This is a genomic window from Streptomyces sp. NPDC040622 (assembly GCF_055593965.1).
Genome location: NZ_JBVIXD010000003.1, coordinates 585,302 through 600,473 on the forward strand (window position 1 = coordinate 585,302; position 15,172 = coordinate 600,473).

Below are 15,172 nucleotides of genomic sequence, written 5' to 3' on the forward strand. Positions count from 1 at the left end.
AGCCACCGGCGCATGGGGGAGCGCGGGCGCTCCCCCCTCCGTACGCCCTCGCGTGGGCGCCGAGAGACGCCTGTGCACCGGGGGGCCGGTATCCGAGGGCCGGTACCGGGGTCCGCGCCGGGAGGCCCGTGCGGGGCGGGCCGCTGCCGGTGCCTTCGCAGGCCGATGCCGGAAGCCCATTCGCAGCGGGGCCGAATCCTCATAAGGTAAGCAGTATTCGAACCGGATGTGACTGGCTGTCCGGCTGTGACTGGCTACGAGGAGGACTGCGGTGAGCGAGACGAACCCGAGGCTGCGCGCCGAGCTGGAGGGGATCCCCACCTACAAGCCGGGCAAGCCCGCGGCAGCCGCCGACGGTCCCGCGGCCTTCAAGCTGTCCTCGAACGAGAACCCCTACCCGCCGCTCCCCGGTGTGATGGAGAGCGCGCTCGCCGCGGCCGGCTCCTTCAACCGCTACCCCGACATGGCGTGCACGGCCCTGATGAGCGAGCTGGCCGATCGCTTCGGGGTGCCCGCCGCGCACATCGCCACCGGCACCGGCTCCGTCGGCGTCGCCCAGCAGCTGCTGCAGGCCACGTCGGGTCCGGGCGACGAGGTGATCTACGCGTGGCGGTCCTTCGAGGCGTACCCGATCATCACGCAGGTCAGCGGGGCGACGTCGGTACGGGTGCCGCTGACGGACGGCGAGGTGCACGACCTGGACGCGATGTTCGACGCCATCACCGACCGCACGCGCCTCATCTTCGTCTGCAACCCCAACAACCCCACGGGCACCGTCGTCCGCCGGGCCGAACTCGAGCGGTTCCTGGACCGGGTGCCGAGCGACATCCTGATCGTCCTCGACGAGGCGTACCGCGAGTTCATCCGCGACCCCGAGGTGCCGGACGGCATCGAGCTCTACCGCGACCGCCCGAACGTCTGCGTCCTGCGGACGTTCTCGAAGGCGTACGGCCTCGCGGGGCTGCGCGTCGGCTTCGCGGTCGCCCACGAGCCGGTGGCCGCCGCGCTGCGCAAGACGGCGGTGCCCTTCGGCGTGAGCCAGCTCGCGCAGGACGCGGCGGTGGCCTCGCTGCGCGCCGAGGACGAGCTGATGGGCCGGGTCGGCTCGCTGGTCGCCGAGCGCACGCGGGTCGTCGAGGCGCTGCGCGGCCAGGGCTGGACGGTGCCCGAGACGCAGGCGAACTTCGTGTGGCTGCGGCTCGGGGACCGTACGACGGACTTCGCCGCCGCGTGCGAGCGGGCCGGTGTCGTCGTGCGGCCGTTCGCGGGCGAGGGCGTGCGGACCACGATCGGCGAGACCGAGGCCAACGACCTGTTCCTGCAGGCGGCGGAGGCTTTCCGCAAGGAGCTGTAGGGCGCAGGGCACCGGGTGCGCAGGGTGCAGGGTGCCGGACGTAGGCGCAGGGCGCAGGGTCCTCGCCCCAGCCCCGGCACCGGCCCTGGCCCTAGCCCAGGTTCTCGGCGAGTTCGACCCGTACGGGGTCGCCGGCGCGTACGGACGCCAGCGCCCTCGGGTCGCCGTCGATCCGCCCCAGGAGATTGCAGGGGCTCGCCAGGAGGCACTCGTCGCCCTGCGAGATCGGGGTGGGCCCGTAGGGGAGCGCGAGGGCGTCGCCGTCGGTCCAGAAGGCGACCGTGCCGGGCTCGACGACCTGCTGGGCGCCGGGTTCGCGCGGCAGGCTGAGGCCGGTGTCGAAGTACACCTCCTCGCCCCAGGTGTTCGCGGTGGAGACGAGCGGCAGCGCCTCGCCGATGGCGCGGCTGGTGGGAGTCTCGTCGAGCGTCGCGGTGAGGTGGCCTGCGGGCCAGGAGATCCGTATCTGCATGGCGCGGATTCAACAATATGTTGAAGTTCTTGGGAAGGCCCCCGGGGGTTCGCCTCGGGGGCCTTTCGCCGTCCGCCCCCGGCCCGCCCCGTCGGGGCGGGCCACGTTCCTCCCGGTAAGGGGACCCCCCTGTATCAGAGGCGGCAGCCGGTACGACATAATGCTTGTGAATGTGAACGCGTTCACAAGCGTGTCCCGGTTCCTCCGGAGATCAGTGGGATAAAAGGGGCAAACTGCCGCTATGACCACGGCGAGTAAGGAGTTGACGCAGTGGACCTGGCTCTAGCGCCAGAGACCCTGGCGCGATGGCAGTTCGGCATCACGACCGTCTACCACTTCCTGTTCGTTCCCCTGACGATCTCGCTCGCCGCCCTCACGGCGATCCTCGAGACGGCTTGGGTGCGGACCGGCAAGGAGCACTACCTCAGAGCCACCAAGTTCTGGGGCAAGCTGTTCCTGATCAACATCGCGATGGGTGTCGTCACCGGCATCGTCCAGGAGTTCCAGTTCGGCATGAACTGGTCCGACTACTCGCGCTTCGTCGGCGACATCTTCGGGGCGCCGCTCGCCTTCGAGGCCCTGATCGCCTTCTTCTTCGAGTCGACCTTCATCGGGCTGTGGATCTTCGGCTGGGACAAGCTGCCGAAGAAGCTGCACTGCGCGACGATCTGGATCGTCTCGGTCGGCACGGTCCTGTCGGCGTACTTCATCATCGCCGCCAACGCCTTTATGCAGCACCCGGTCGGCTACAAGATCGTGGAGCGGGACGGCACCAAGCGCGCCGAGCTCACCGACTTCGCGAAGGTGCTCTTCCAAGAGACGACCATCGTCAACTTCTTCCACGTCATCTCGGCGGCGGTCCTGGTCGGCGGCGCCTTCATGACCGGCATCGCCATCTTCCACCTGCGCAAGAAGCAGCACGTGCGCACCATGCGGATGTCGATGCGGCTCGGCCTGGTCGCCGCGTTCGCCGGCACCCTGCTCACCGTCGTCAGCGCCGACACCCTCGGCAAGGTGATGTACGACCAGCAGCCGATGAAGATGTCGGCGGCCGAGGCGCTGTGGGAGACCGAGAAGCCGGCGCCGTTCTCGCTCTTCGCGTACGGCGACGTCTCCAAGGGCCACAACGACGTCGCCATCGAGATCCCCGGGATACTGTCCTTCCTCGCCAAGAACAACTTCAGTGCCGAGATCCCCGGCATCAACGACCTGAACAAGGAAGCGCAGGACAAGTTCGGGCCCGGCGACTACCGGCCCAACATCCCCACCGCCTACTGGTCGTACCGCTGGATGATCGGCTTCGGCGGGGTCTCGATGGTGCTGTGCACCGCGGGCCTGTGGCTGACGCGCAAGAAGTTCTGGCTCGCTCCCGAGCACCGCACCGGCGAGGACGACGTCCCCAAGCTGATGCTCACCAAGAACAAGGAGCTCGCGCCGAGGCTCGGCTCCTGGTGGTGGAAGCTCTCGCAGTGGACGCTCATCTTCCCCCTCATCGGCACCGCCTGGGGCTGGATCTTCACCGAGACGGGGCGGCAGCCCTGGGTGGTCTACGGCGTCCTGCGCACCAGAGACGCCGTCTCGCCCGGGGTCTCGCAGGGCGAGGTGCTCACCTCGCTCATCGGGTTCACGCTGATCTACGCGATCCTCGCCGTGATCGAGGTGAAGCTGCTGCTCAAGTACGTCAGGAAGGGCCCGCCCGAGCTGACCGAGGCGGACCTCAACCCGCCCACCAAGATCGGCGGTCCCGGGTCGGGCAACGGCTCCGACTCCGATTCCGACGATGCCGACCGGCCCATGGCCTTCTCGTACTGAAGGAAGGAGCGACGAGGACATGGAACTTCACGACGTCTGGTTCGTACTGATCGCCGTCTTGTGGATCGGCTACTTCTTCCTGGAGGGCTTCGACTTCGGGATCGGTGTCCTGACCAAGCTGCTCGCCCGTGACCGGGTCGAGAAGCGGGTCCTCATCAACACCATCGGACCCGTCTGGGACGGCAACGAAGTGTGGCTGCTCACGGCGGGCGGCGCGACCTTCGCCGCCTTCCCCGAGTGGTACGCGACGCTCTTCTCCGGCTTCTACCTGCCGCTGCTGATCATCCTCATCTGTCTGATCGTGCGCGGTGTCGCCTTCGAGTACCGCGCCAAGCGGCCCGAGGAGCGCTGGCAGACCAACTGGGAGCACGCGATCTTCTGGACCTCGCTGATCCCGGCGCTGCTGTGGGGTGTCGCCTTCGGCAACATCGTGCGCGGCGTGAAGATCGATGCCCACAAGGAGTACGTGGGCAACTTCTGGGACCTGCTCAACCCGTACGCGATCCTGGGCGGCCTTGTCACCCTGACGCTGTTCACCTTCCACGGCGCGGTGTTCGCCTCGCTCAAGACGGTGGGCGACATCCGGGTACGGGCGCGGAAGACGGCGCTGGTGCTCGGCCTCGTCACGGCGGTGCTCGCGCTCGGTTTCCTGATCTGGACCCAGGCCGACAAGGGCGACGGCAAGAGCCTGATCGCGATGATCGTGGCGGTGGTCGCCCTGGTGGGCGCCATCGCGGCCATCAGGATCGGGCGTGAGGGCTGGTCGTTCGCGCTGTCGGGGATCACGATCGCGGCGGCCGTCGCGATGCTCTTCCTGACGCTCTTCCCGAATGTCATGCCGTCGTCGCTGAACGAGGAGTGGAGCCTCACGGTCACCAACGCCTCGTCCAGCCCGTACACCCTGAAGATCATGACGTGGTGCGCGGGCGTCGCGACTCCGGTCGTGCTGCTCTACCAGTCGTGGACCTACTGGGTGTTCCGCAAGCGGATCGGTACGCAGCACATCGCTGATGCGGCGCACTGACATCGCTGATGTCGCGTACGAGGTCACCTCTGTCGCGCACTGAGTCCGCTTCGACCTGCCGGTCCCCCGTCCTTCGGAGGGTGTGTTTCACGTGAAACCGATCGACCCGCGCCTGCTTCGGTACGCCCGCGCCACTCGCTTCTTCCTGGTCGCGGTGGTGGTTCTCGGGCTGGTCGGGGCGGGCCTGGTCGTCGGCCAGGCGATGCTCATCGCCGAGATCGTGGTGGGCGCCTTCCAGAAGGGCCACTCCGCGGGGGACTTGGGCACCCCGCTGGTCCTGCTCGCCGCGGTCGCGGCGGGCCGGGGCCTGGTCTCCTGGCTGACCGAGCTCGCCGCGCACCGGGCGAGCGCGGCGGTCAAGTCGGAGCTGCGGGGGCGGCTGCTCGAGAGGGCGGGGGAACTCGGGCCCGGGTGGCTGACCGGGCAGCGGACCGGTTCGCTCGTCTCTCTCGCGACGCGCGGCGTGGACGCTCTCGACGACTACTTCTCGCGCTATCTGCCGCAGTTGGGGCTCGCGGTGGTGGTGCCGGTGGCGGTACTCGCCCGCATCGTCACCGAGGACTGGGTGTCGGCGGCGATCATCGTCGTGACGCTCCCCCTGATCCCGGTCTTCATGATCCTGATCGGCTGGGCCACACAGAACCGCATGGACCGCCAGTGGCGGCTCCTCTCGCGGCTGTCGGGCCACTTCCTGGATGTCGTGGCCGGCCTCCCGACCCTGAAGGTCTTCGGCCGCGCCAAGGCGCAGGCCGAGTCCATCCGCACGATCACCGGCGCGTACCGGCAGGCCACGATGCGGACGCTGCGCATCGCCTTCCTGTCGTCGTTCGCCCTGGAACTGCTCGCGACGATCTCGGTCGCGCTGGTCGCGGTGACCATCGGCATGCGGCTCGTCCACGGAGAGATGGACCTGTACGACGGCCTCGTCGTCCTCGTCCTCGCGCCCGAGGCCTACCTGCCGCTGCGGCAGGTGGGGGCGCAGTACCACGCGGCGGCGGAGGGGCTCTCGGCCGCCGAGGAGATCTTCGAGGTCCTGGAGACCCCGGTGCCGACGGCCGGGACGGGGCCCGCACCCGCCGGTGCCCTCGCCTTCGAGGGCGTGACGGTCCGCTACCCGGGACGGTCGACGGACGCCGTGTCCGATGTCTCCTTCGAGGTCGGGCCCGGCGAGACCGTGGCGCTCGTGGGGCCCAGCGGGGTGGGCAAGTCGACCCTGCTGAACGTGCTGCTGGGCTTCGTACGGCCCGCGGGCGGGCGGGTGTGCGTCGGCGGCGCCGACCTGGCGGAGGTCTCGCCCGAACGGTGGCGCGAGCGGATCGCGTGGGTGCCGCAGCGGCCCCATCTCTTCGCCGGAACCGTCGCGGAGAACGTACGGCTCGCACGGCCGGAGGCGGACGACGCGCAGCTGCGGGAGGCCCTGCGGGACGCGGGTGCGCTGGAGTTCGTGGACGCGCTGGCCGCCGGGATTGGGACGGTCCTCGGTGAGGACGGTGCCGGGCTGTCCGCCGGGCAGCGGCAACGGCTCGCGCTGGCCCGGGCGTTCCTCGCGGACCGGCCCGTGGTGCTGCTCGACGAGCCCACGGCGGCACTGGACGGCGGCACCGAGGCGGAGGTCGTCGAGGCGGTCCGACGGCTCGCCGTCGGGCGGACCGTGCTGCTGGTCGTGCACCGGCCCGCGCTGCTGGCCGTCGCAGACCGGGTCGTACGGCTGGACGCCCCCGTGGCCGACGCGGGGCGCCAGGGCGCGCGCCCGCCCTTCTCCGACAGCGCGGCCGGCTCGACTCCGCTTGAGGCGGGCATCCCCCGGCCGGCGGGCGGGACGGCCGGCCGCACCGGCGGTGGCGGGGTGGCCGAGCCCGTCGGCGCTGCCGGGACCTCCGGGCCGCAGGGCGGTGCCGGTGGGGCGTCCGGGTCGAAGGGCGGTGCCGGTGGGACGTCCGGCTCGAAGGGCGGCGCTCTGGCCCGGGTCAGGCAGGCCGCGCGGGCGCGCCGGGGCCAGTTGGCGCTGGCACTGCTGCTCGGCAGTCTCGCGCTCGCCTCCGCCGTGGGGCTGATGGCCACCTCCGGGTGGCTGATCTCGCGGGCCTCGGAGCAGCCGCCCGTGATGTACCTGATGATCGCCGTGACGGCGACCCGCGCCTTCGGCATCGGCCGCGCCGTCTTCCGGTACGCCGAGCGCCTGGTCTCGCACGACGCCGTGCTGCGGATGCTCGCCGACACCCGGGTCGCCGTCTACCGGCGCCTGGAGCGGCTCGCCCCCGCGGGCCTGCGCGGGGCCCGGCGCGGCGACCTCCTCACCCGCCTGGTCGCCGACGTCGACGCCCTGCAGGACTACTGGCTGCGCTGGCTGCTCCCGGCGTCCGCCGCGTTCGTCGTGAGCGCGGGAGCCGTCGGCTTCACCGCCTGGCTGCTGCCCGAGGCGGGTGCCGTGCTGGCCGCGGGGTTGCTCGCCGCGGGCGTCGGCGTGCCGCTGGTGAGCGGGGCCGTGGCCCGGCGCGCGGAGCGGAAGCTGGCCCCCGCGCGCGGGGTGCTCGCCACCCGCGTGGCCGATCTGCTCACCGGGACCGCCGAGTTGACCGTCGCCGGTGCGCTGCGGCGTCGTACGGCCAAGGCGTCGGAGGCCGACGCCGAGCTGACCCGCATCGCGTCGCGGGGCGCCACCGCCACCGCGCTCGGCGACGGGCTCGGCGCGCTGATCACCGGGCTCACCGTGGCCGCGGCGGCGCTCGTCGGCGCGCAGGCGGCCCACGACGGGCGGCTCAGCGGCGTGGCTCTCGCCACGGTCGTGCTCACGCCGCTCGCCGCGTTCGAAGCGGTCATGGGGCTGCCGCTCGCCGTGCAGTACCGCCAGCGGGTCAGGAAGAGCGCCGAGCGGGTCCACGAGGTCCTCGACGCGCCCGTGCCCGTCCCCGAGCCCGCCGAGCCCGCACAGGTGCCGCTGACGCCTTTCCCCCTGTGCCTCGATGGGCTGCGCGCCCGCTACGAGGGGCAGGGCAGGGACGCGCTCGCGGGCGTCGGCCTGACGCTGGAACGGGGGCGGCGGATCGCCGTGGTCGGTCCCTCCGGGTCCGGCAAGACGACGCTCGCGCAGGTGCTGCTGCGGTTCCTCGGGACGTCCGAGGGTGCGTACACGCTCGGCGGCACGGACGCGGCCGCGCTGGACGGCGACACCGTGCGCGGCATGGTCGGGCTGTGCGCGCAGGACGCGCACATCTTCGACAGCTCGGTCCGCGAGAACCTGCTGCTCGCCAAGAAGGACGCCACCGACGGCGAGCTGCGCGACGCCCTGCGGCGGGCGCGGCTCGACGGCTGGGCCGACTCGCTGCCCGACGGCCTGGACACGCTCGTCGGCGAGCACGGCGCCCGGCTCTCCGGGGGGCAGCGCCAGCGTCTCGCGCTGGCCCGCGCGCTGCTCGCCGACTTCCCCGTCCTGGTCCTGGACGAGCCCGCCGAACACCTCGACCTGCCCACCGCCGACGCCCTGACCGCCGACCTCCTCGCCGCGACCGAGGGACGCACGACGCTGCTCATCACGCACCGGCTCGCGGGGCTCGACGCGGTGGACGAGGTGCTCGTCCTGGACGCGGGCCGGGTGGCGCAGCGCGGCACGTACGCGGAGCTCGCGGCGGAGGAGGGCCCGCTGCGGCGGATGCTGGCGGTGGAGCGGGCGGCGGATCTGCTCGTGGCGGGGTGAGGCGCTTCGGCCTCGTACTCGTGGTGAGGCGTCCCGACCTCGTACTGCGCGCGTACCGGGCGAGCCCGCCGACGCCCGAGCCGCCCGGTCACCGTCCCCCTCGGACGCCCGCCGCACCGCCCGGCGCCCCCTGAGCGCGCCGAACCGGTACCCGCTTCGACTTTCCCCTGCAAATAGGACTTACTAGGCTCAAAGACATGTCAGCACCCTCGGCCTCCGCCGACTCACCGCCCCCCGACGGCTCCCCGGACTCGGTGGAGGCGGCGGCGCGGGCGACCCGCAGCCTTCAGGGGCTCTCGCCCGAGCTGACCTCGCGGGTGCCGCAGTTGCTCGAAGCGATGCGGTCGGTCGGCACCGGGCTCGAACTGCACACCACCCTGGACCGCATCTGCGAGACCGCGGCCGAGCTGGCGAACTCCCACTACGCCGCGATCGGCGTCGTCTCCGAGGACGGCGAGGGGCTGTCCGACTTCGTCTACCACGGCATCGACGCGGAGACCGCGGAGCGCATCGGACGCCTGCCCGACGGGCACAAGGGGTTGCTCGGCGCCCTCATCCACCAGCCGAGGACCCTGCGCCTTGCCGACCTCTCCGCGGACCCCCGTTCCTGCGGATTCCCGCCCCACCACCCGCCGATGCGGACCTTCCTGGGTGTCCCCATCCGCGTCCAGGGCGAGATCTTCGGCAACCTCTATCTGACCGAGAAGCGGGACGGGGCGGACTTCAACGACTACGACGTGCACATGGTCCGCGTCCTCGCGACGGAGGCGGGCATCGCCATCGGGAACGCGCGCCTCTACGAAGCCGCCAAGCAGCGCGAGCGCTGGATCGACGGCTCGGTCGCGGTCACCACTGCCCTGCTGTCCGGCAGCGACGCGGAGGACGCGCTCGCGGTCGTCGCCGAGCAGGCCAGACACCTCGCGGACTCCGACGCCGGCATCGTGCTGCTGCCCGACGAGGAGGGCGGCATGGAGATCGTCGCGGTCTCCTCCGAGGAGCCCACCGGGGCGCTCGGCGTGATCGTCCCCCCGGAGAGCCGCATCGTCGCCGACCTGCTCGGCGGGGAGTCCGTCTTCATTGAGGACGCGGCCTCCGACCCGCGCATCATGACCGACCTCGCCCGCTCCTACGGCCCGGTCATGATGCTGCCGCTGCAGAGCGACGGCCGGGTCCTCGGGACGCTGGTGACACCACGCGCGCGGGGGGCACGGCCTTTCAGCGACGCAGAGCGGACGCTGGCCACCCAGTTCGCCTCGCAGGCCGCGCTCGCGCTGATGATGGCCGAGGCCCAGCGCGACCGGGAGCGGCTCGCGGTCTACGAGGACCGCGACCGGATCGCCAGGGACCTGCACGACCTCGTCATCCAACGCCTGTTCGCCACCGGAATGATGCTGGAGAGCGCCCAGCGCAGGTCGGTCGTGCCGGAGGTGCAGGTCGGTGTCGGCCGGGCCGTCGACGAGCTGGACGTGACGATCCAGGAGATCCGCACGGCGATCTTCGCCCTGCAACAGGGGCCGGCCGAGGCCCCTTCGGGGCTGCGCACCCGCGTCCTGCGCGAGATCAACATGGCCGCGGTCCCGCTGGGCTTCAAGCCCACCCACCACTTCGTGGGCCCCGTCGACACGGTGGTCGGCGAACTGACCGGCAAGAACCTCATCGCGGCCCTCCGGGAGGCGCTGTCCAACGCGTTCCGGCACGCGCAGGCCGCCCGCATCGACGTCGTGGTCGACTCGACCGCGGTCCTGCCGGACGGTCAGCAGGGCGTGCGCCTGACCGTCGCCGACGACGGCGTGGGCATCGCGGAGGGCGGCCGTCGCAGCGGCCTGAAGAACCTCAAGCGGCGGGCCGAGTCGCTGGGCGGCGACAGCTGGTACGGCTCCGGCATCGGCGAGGAGGGCGGCGGCACGACGGTGGTGTGGGAGGCGCCGTTCTGACCCCGCGGGCCGTGTCCGGCCCGGGACGCCCGGTGCGGGCACGCTCCCTGGACCGGCGCAACGTACGCCTGGCCGGCCTCAAGCGGGGCATCGAGCGGAAGCTGGAGACGGCCAGGTGGACCCTGCAGGGCGAGGCCGACCGGTCCGCCGCCGCGGGGAAGTGCCGCGGTGCCGTACGCCTGAAGCAGCCGAAAAGGCCCGCCACGCGTGCGTGGGTGGCGCCCGTGGAGTCCTACGAGCTCTCGGCGGGCTTCGACAGCGCCGGTGGACGCTGGGCGCACCGGCACACCGGTCAGGACTTCGCGGTCGGTATCGGGGCGCCCGTGCGGGCGGTCGGCGCGGGCCGGGTGGAGCGGGTGTCGTGCGGCGGGGGCTTCGGCATCGAGGTCGTGGTGCGGCACAAGGGCGGGTACTTCACGCAGTACGCGCACCTGGCGGCCGTCACCGTCGACCAGGGGGACCGGGTGCGGCCCGGCCAATGGGTCGGGCAGGTCGGCACGACGGGCAACTCGACCGGTCCCCACCTGCACTTCGAGACACGGCTGACGCCCGATCTGGGGTCGGGCGTCGATCCGGTGAAGTGGCTGGACGAGCGGGGCGTCACGCTCTGAGCAGGGCGGGCGGTACCGGCGGGGGCGGCAGTACGGGCGGGTGCCTTCCGCCCGTTCCGCCCGCGTCTCAGTCCGTGGCGTTCCGCCGGTCCGCGAGGATCTGTTCGATCACGACCGCGACGCCGTCGTCGTTGTTGGCGACCGTGCGCCCGGAGGCCGCGGCGACGACGTCCGGGTGGGCGTTGCCCATCGCGTACGACGTGCCCGCCCAGGCGAGCATCTCGATGTCGTTCGGCATGTCTCCGAAGGCGACGACCTCGGCCGGGGTGATGCCGCGTTCGGCGCAGCACAGCTCCAGGGTGCTTGCCTTGGAGACGCCGGGGCCGCTGATCTCCAGGAGGGCGCTCGGGCTGGACCGGGTGACCATGGCCCGGTCGCCGATGGCGGTGCGGGCGAGCACCAGGAACTCGTCGGGCGCGAGGCCGGGGTGGAAGGCGAGCACCTTCAGGACGGGCTGTTCGGCGACGGCCGCGTCCGCCCTGCTCTCGGCGAGCAGCTTCTCGGCGGGTGCGACGCTCTCGCCCGGCTCCATGTGCAGCGGCGGGTACGTCTCCTCGTGGTGCAGCCCCCCGGTGCGCTCGATCGCGAAGGACGTGCCCGGCGCGGCGGCGCGCAGCCGCTGGACGACGTCGAGGGCGCACTCCCTCGACAGCTCGCGGACCTTGACGAAGCTGTGGGTGCCGGGACCGCCGTGCAGGTCGACCACCGCGGCGCCGTTCCCGCAGATGGCGAGGCCGTGACCGTGGACGTGGGCGCTGACGACGTCCATCCAGCGGGCCGGCCTGCCGGTCACGAAGAAGACTTCGATCCCGGCCGCCTCCGCGGCGGCGAGCGCGGCGACGGTGCGGTCCGAGACCGTCTTGTCGTCGCGCAGCAGCGTGCCGTCCAGATCCGTCGCGATCAGCCGGGGCCGCGGGCGCGGCCCGGCCGGTGCGCTGGCTGCCGGAGCGGTGGAGGCCGGGGGCCGGGGCCCAGAGGTAGCTGAGGTCACGCCATCGATTGTCCCGCACCTGTCTGCACGGGCGTGCGCTGGGGCACACATCTGAGTGCGGTCAGGCCCCGGAGGCGCTGGTGTTCAGCTGGGCGGGGGCCTCCATCGCGATCCGCTCGAAGACCTTCTCGTCCGCCGCGAAGTCCGTGTCCGGCAGCGGCCAGTGCACGACGATCTCGTTGAAGCCCAGCTCGGCGTGGCGTCCCGCGAAGTCGACGAAGGCGTCGAAGGAGTCCAGGGGGCGGTCGGGGGTGAACCCGGTCAGCAGGACCTTGTCGAGCTCGCCGGCGTCGCGGCCGATCTCGGCGCAGGCCGCGGCGAGCTTGTCGGCCTGCCCGCGGATGGCTTGAAGTGACTGCTCCGGGGTGCCGTTCCCGAAGAGCTTCGGGTCGCCCGTCGTCACCCATGCCTGGCCGTGGCGGGCGGCGAGACGCAGCCCGCGCGGACCGGTCGCGGCCACGGCGAACGGCAGCCGGGGGCGCTGCACGCAGCCGGGGATGTTCCGCACCTCGTTCGCCGAGTAGTAGGTGCCGTCGTACGACACGACGTCCTCGGTGAGAAGGCGGTCGAGGAGCGGCAGGAACTCGCCGAAGTGGTCGGCCCGTTCGCGCGGGGTCCAGGGCTCCTCGCCGGTCGCGCGCAGCGCGGTGGCGTCGAAGCCGTTGCCGCCCGCTCCGATGCCGAGCGTCACCCGGCCGTCGGAGACGTCGTCGAGGCTGATCAGTTCCTTGGCGAGGGTCACCGGGTGCCGGAAGTTGGGCGAGGTGACGAGCGTGCCGAGGCGGATCCGCTCGGTGGCGCTCGCGGCGGCGGTCAGCGTCGGCACCGCCCCGAACCAGGGGCCGTCGCGGAAGGTCCGCCAGGAGAGGTGGTCATAGGTGTACGCGGTGTGGAAACCCAGCTCCTCCGCGCGCTGCCAGCGTTCCCTGCCCCCTTCGTGCCAGCGGCGGACGGGCAGGATCACGGTGCTCAGACGCAGGTTCATGCATCCGAGCGTATGTCCGCGCGCGGGGCGGCCGCGCGGCGGACCCGTACCACCGGGGCGTCAGCGGATCCGGGCGCCGAGCCAGGGCGTGAGGGTCATCATCGGGATCCGCTCCTTGTACGTCTCGTCGCCGGGCAGCGGCACGATCAGCCGGTAGCCGGGCGGGAAGCGCCTGCCCCTGACGTGGGCGAGGCCGCCGAGGACCGACCGCACGAAGGCGGGCACGGAGTCGCGGGGCACGTCGGGGCACTCGACGCCCTCCACGGTGATGAGCGCGTCGGCGTCGCCGTCGTCGGGGTAGAGCCGGACCGTGAGGCGGGGCGAGCCGCCGAACTCGACGAACGCCTCGTGCGGCAGCGAACCGTCGGGGTCCGTCGTCGCGCCGACGCCCGCGGCGGTGCGGCGCGAGGTCTGGTCGGCGCCGATGTCATGGCCGACCTCGATCTCCCGGTCGTACTCACGGGCGATCCCGCGCAGCGCGATGAGAGCGGCCTCGGTGCTGTTCAGGTGCTCCATGCCGTCGATCATGCCTGCTCAGTGAGGGTCCTGAAAGCGCAGGTAGGCGGGTGGGACGGCGGCGGTGAGCCAGATGCCGTTGGCGCTGACCCGGAAGACGTGTCCGTCGCGGTGCATGGCGCCGGTGTCGACGGACAGGACGACGGGCCGCCCTCGGCGGGCGCCGACGCGCGTCGCGGTCTCGCGGTCGGGCGAGAGGTGCACGGCGTGCCGGTTCATGGGCCGCAGCCCTTCGGCGCGGATCGCGGGGAGGCGGTCGGCCACGGTGCCGTGGAAGAGGTACGCGGGAGGGGCCGACGGCGGCAGATCGAGGTCGACGTCGACGGAGTGGCCCTGGCTGGCGCGGATCCGGCCGTCCTCGACGGCGAAGCGCTGCTTGTCGTTGACGGCCACCACGTGGTCGAGCTCGGCGCGGGTGAGGGGGAAGTGGTGTGCGGCGGCCGCGGCGAGCAGCGTGTCGATCTCCACCCAGCCGTTCGCGTCGAGGGTGAGTCCGATCCGGTCCGGGCGGTGGCGCAGGTGTTTCGACAGGTACGTGGAGACCTTCACGGTGCGCTGGTCGGAAGGGGTGTGGTGTGCGGACGGGGTGGGGTGTGCGGACGGGGTGGGGTGCTGGGAGGGCGTGGGGCGTGCTTCTTTCATGCGCTCAGCGTCCCGGCGTTCGGTTTCCCGCGCACTCTTTTTTCGTCCACCGACTTTTCATCGACGGATTTCGGTTCGAAGGTTTGATCCACAGCCAAGTCGAGTTATCCACAGGCTAGTTGGTGATTCTGTGGACAACTGGCCAAGGATAAGTGGCATTTGGTCAACTTATTCAAGCTTGCGGTGAGTTGCGGCAAGTGTGTCCAATGTCCTTGCCTGAACCTCTCGTTCGGCAGCCGCCGCGATGAACGCCGAGGCGTTCTCTTCCCCAACCAGTCCTTGGACAGCACGCATTGTGGACGCCGGAAGTGCCACATGCTGCGGCTCGTCCGACCGGGGAGGCGGCTCGCCGGAGTCCAGGTGCTGCCGCAGGTGACGGGTGGCGAACATGCGCATGGCGCGCGCCAGTTCGGCATCCACGGACTGCTGGGCGAGCGGGCGCAGCCTGCGCACGAGATCGGCCGCCTCTGCCGCCTCGGCGTCGGTCGGCGGCTGCGGGCCGAGATAGCGCGCGAAGACGTGCTCGGTCGTGAACTCCAGGAAACGCGAGGCGATGTGCTCGACCTGCCCCCTCAACTCGCGCAAATGCCCGGAGATCGCCGGTAGCGGAACGCCGGCCGCGTACAACTCCACCGCGACCGCGAGCTCCTGAGGACTGGGGACCAGGAACTCGTCTTCGCGCCCCGGCATCGGTTCGAGCACGCCGAGGGCGATCGCGTCGGACACCGCCGCCTCGTCCGGAGTGCCGCCGAAGGCCGCGTCGAGCTCCGCGCGGGAGATCCGGTCGGCCTTCTCGTCCGTCCACGGCCCGTCGACCTCCGCGGCGAGCCCCAGCACCCCGCCGAGCCCCCGGCCGGCGTCCCAGGCCTCCAGGAGCTCCTTGATGGAGGCCAGGGTGTAGCCGCGGTCGAGCAGGTCGGCGATCTGCCGCAGCCGCGCCAGATGCGTGTCCCCGTACACGTTCGCCCGGCCGCGCCGCTCGGGACGGGGGAGCAGTCCGCGGTCCTGATAGGCGCGGATCGTGCGGACCGTCGCCCCGCTGTGGTGCGCCAGGTCCTCGATGCGGTACTCCACGCTGCCCGTCCTCCGTGATGACTCGTGCCGGGGGCCCGACCTGCCGGGCACCCCTGAAGCGGC

At 71.9% G+C, this 15,172-nt stretch carries 11 protein-coding genes and 1 pseudogene; 6 read left to right on the forward strand and 6 right to left on the reverse strand.

The features are described 5' to 3' along the window. Positions 1-271 precede the first annotated feature (271 nt). Positions 272-1,354, forward strand: coding sequence for a histidinol-phosphate transaminase (gene hisC / locus ACZ592_RS11065; RefSeq protein WP_471581214.1), 1,083 nt, complete (start codon positions 272-274; stop codon positions 1,352-1,354). A 91-nt stretch (positions 1,355-1,445) separates the two neighbouring features. On the opposite strand, the gene ACZ592_RS11070 is transcribed toward hisC, so the two are convergent. Then, on the reverse strand, positions 1,446-1,826 hold the full coding sequence (locus tag ACZ592_RS11070; protein ID WP_471581215.1) for a cyclophilin-like fold protein: 381 nt from the start codon (positions 1,824-1,826) through the stop codon (positions 1,446-1,448). A 270-nt stretch (positions 1,827-2,096) separates the two neighbouring features. Between ACZ592_RS11070 and ACZ592_RS11075 the strand changes: the two genes are divergently transcribed. The 5 genes and pseudogenes from ACZ592_RS11075 to ACZ592_RS11095 form a co-directional block, all read left to right on the forward strand. After that, positions 2,097-3,638 (forward strand): cytochrome ubiquinol oxidase subunit I, encoded by a 1,542-nt coding sequence (locus tag ACZ592_RS11075; protein WP_471581216.1) that lies wholly within the window; start codon positions 2,097-2,099, stop codon positions 3,636-3,638. Positions 3,639-3,657: 19 nt separating this feature from the next. Beyond that, entirely contained in the window at positions 3,658-4,662 is a 1,005-nt protein-coding gene (gene cydB, locus ACZ592_RS11080) for a cytochrome d ubiquinol oxidase subunit II (RefSeq protein ID WP_471581217.1), read from the forward strand. A gap of 91 nt (positions 4,663-4,753) precedes the next feature. Then, positions 4,754-8,356, forward strand: a complete 3,603-nt coding sequence (gene cydD / locus ACZ592_RS11085) for a thiol reductant ABC exporter subunit CydD (protein WP_471581218.1) — start codon at positions 4,754-4,756, stop codon at positions 8,354-8,356. A gap of 197 nt (positions 8,357-8,553) precedes the next feature. Next, the gene (locus tag ACZ592_RS11090; RefSeq protein WP_471581219.1) at positions 8,554-10,290 is read left to right on the forward strand and encodes a GAF domain-containing sensor histidine kinase; all 1,737 of its coding nucleotides are present in this window, start codon (positions 8,554-8,556) and stop codon (positions 10,288-10,290) included. A 41-nt stretch (positions 10,291-10,331) separates the two neighbouring features. After that, positions 10,332-10,901: pseudogene (locus ACZ592_RS11095) on the forward strand (M23 family metallopeptidase); the annotation flags it as partial. Between the two features lie 67 nt (positions 10,902-10,968). Here the strand turns inward: ACZ592_RS11095 and ACZ592_RS11100 are convergent. From ACZ592_RS11100 to ACZ592_RS11120, 5 genes are all read right to left on the reverse strand, one after another. Continuing rightward, positions 10,969-11,892, reverse strand: coding sequence for a Cof-type HAD-IIB family hydrolase (locus ACZ592_RS11100; RefSeq protein ID WP_471581220.1), 924 nt, complete (start codon positions 11,890-11,892; stop codon positions 10,969-10,971). 61 nt (positions 11,893-11,953) lie between these two features. After that, the gene (locus tag ACZ592_RS11105) at positions 11,954-12,877 is read right to left on the reverse strand and encodes an LLM class flavin-dependent oxidoreductase (RefSeq protein WP_471581221.1); all 924 of its coding nucleotides are present in this window, start codon (positions 12,875-12,877) and stop codon (positions 11,954-11,956) included. Positions 12,878-12,937: 60 nt separating this feature from the next. Further along, complete coding sequence (locus ACZ592_RS11110) at positions 12,938-13,405, reverse strand: hypothetical protein (protein WP_471581222.1); 468 nt, start codon at positions 13,403-13,405, stop codon at positions 12,938-12,940. Positions 13,406-13,411: 6 nt separating this feature from the next. Then, positions 13,412-14,035 carry an RNA 2'-phosphotransferase gene (locus ACZ592_RS11115; RefSeq protein WP_471581223.1) on the reverse strand — a complete coding sequence of 208 codons (624 nt, stop codon included), beginning with the start codon at positions 14,033-14,035 and terminating at the stop codon, positions 13,412-13,414. 168 nt (positions 14,036-14,203) lie between these two features. Next, positions 14,204-15,160 (reverse strand): MerR family transcriptional regulator, encoded by a 957-nt coding sequence (locus tag ACZ592_RS11120; protein ID WP_471581224.1) that lies wholly within the window; start codon positions 15,158-15,160, stop codon positions 14,204-14,206. Between the last annotated feature and the right edge of the window lie 12 nt (positions 15,161-15,172).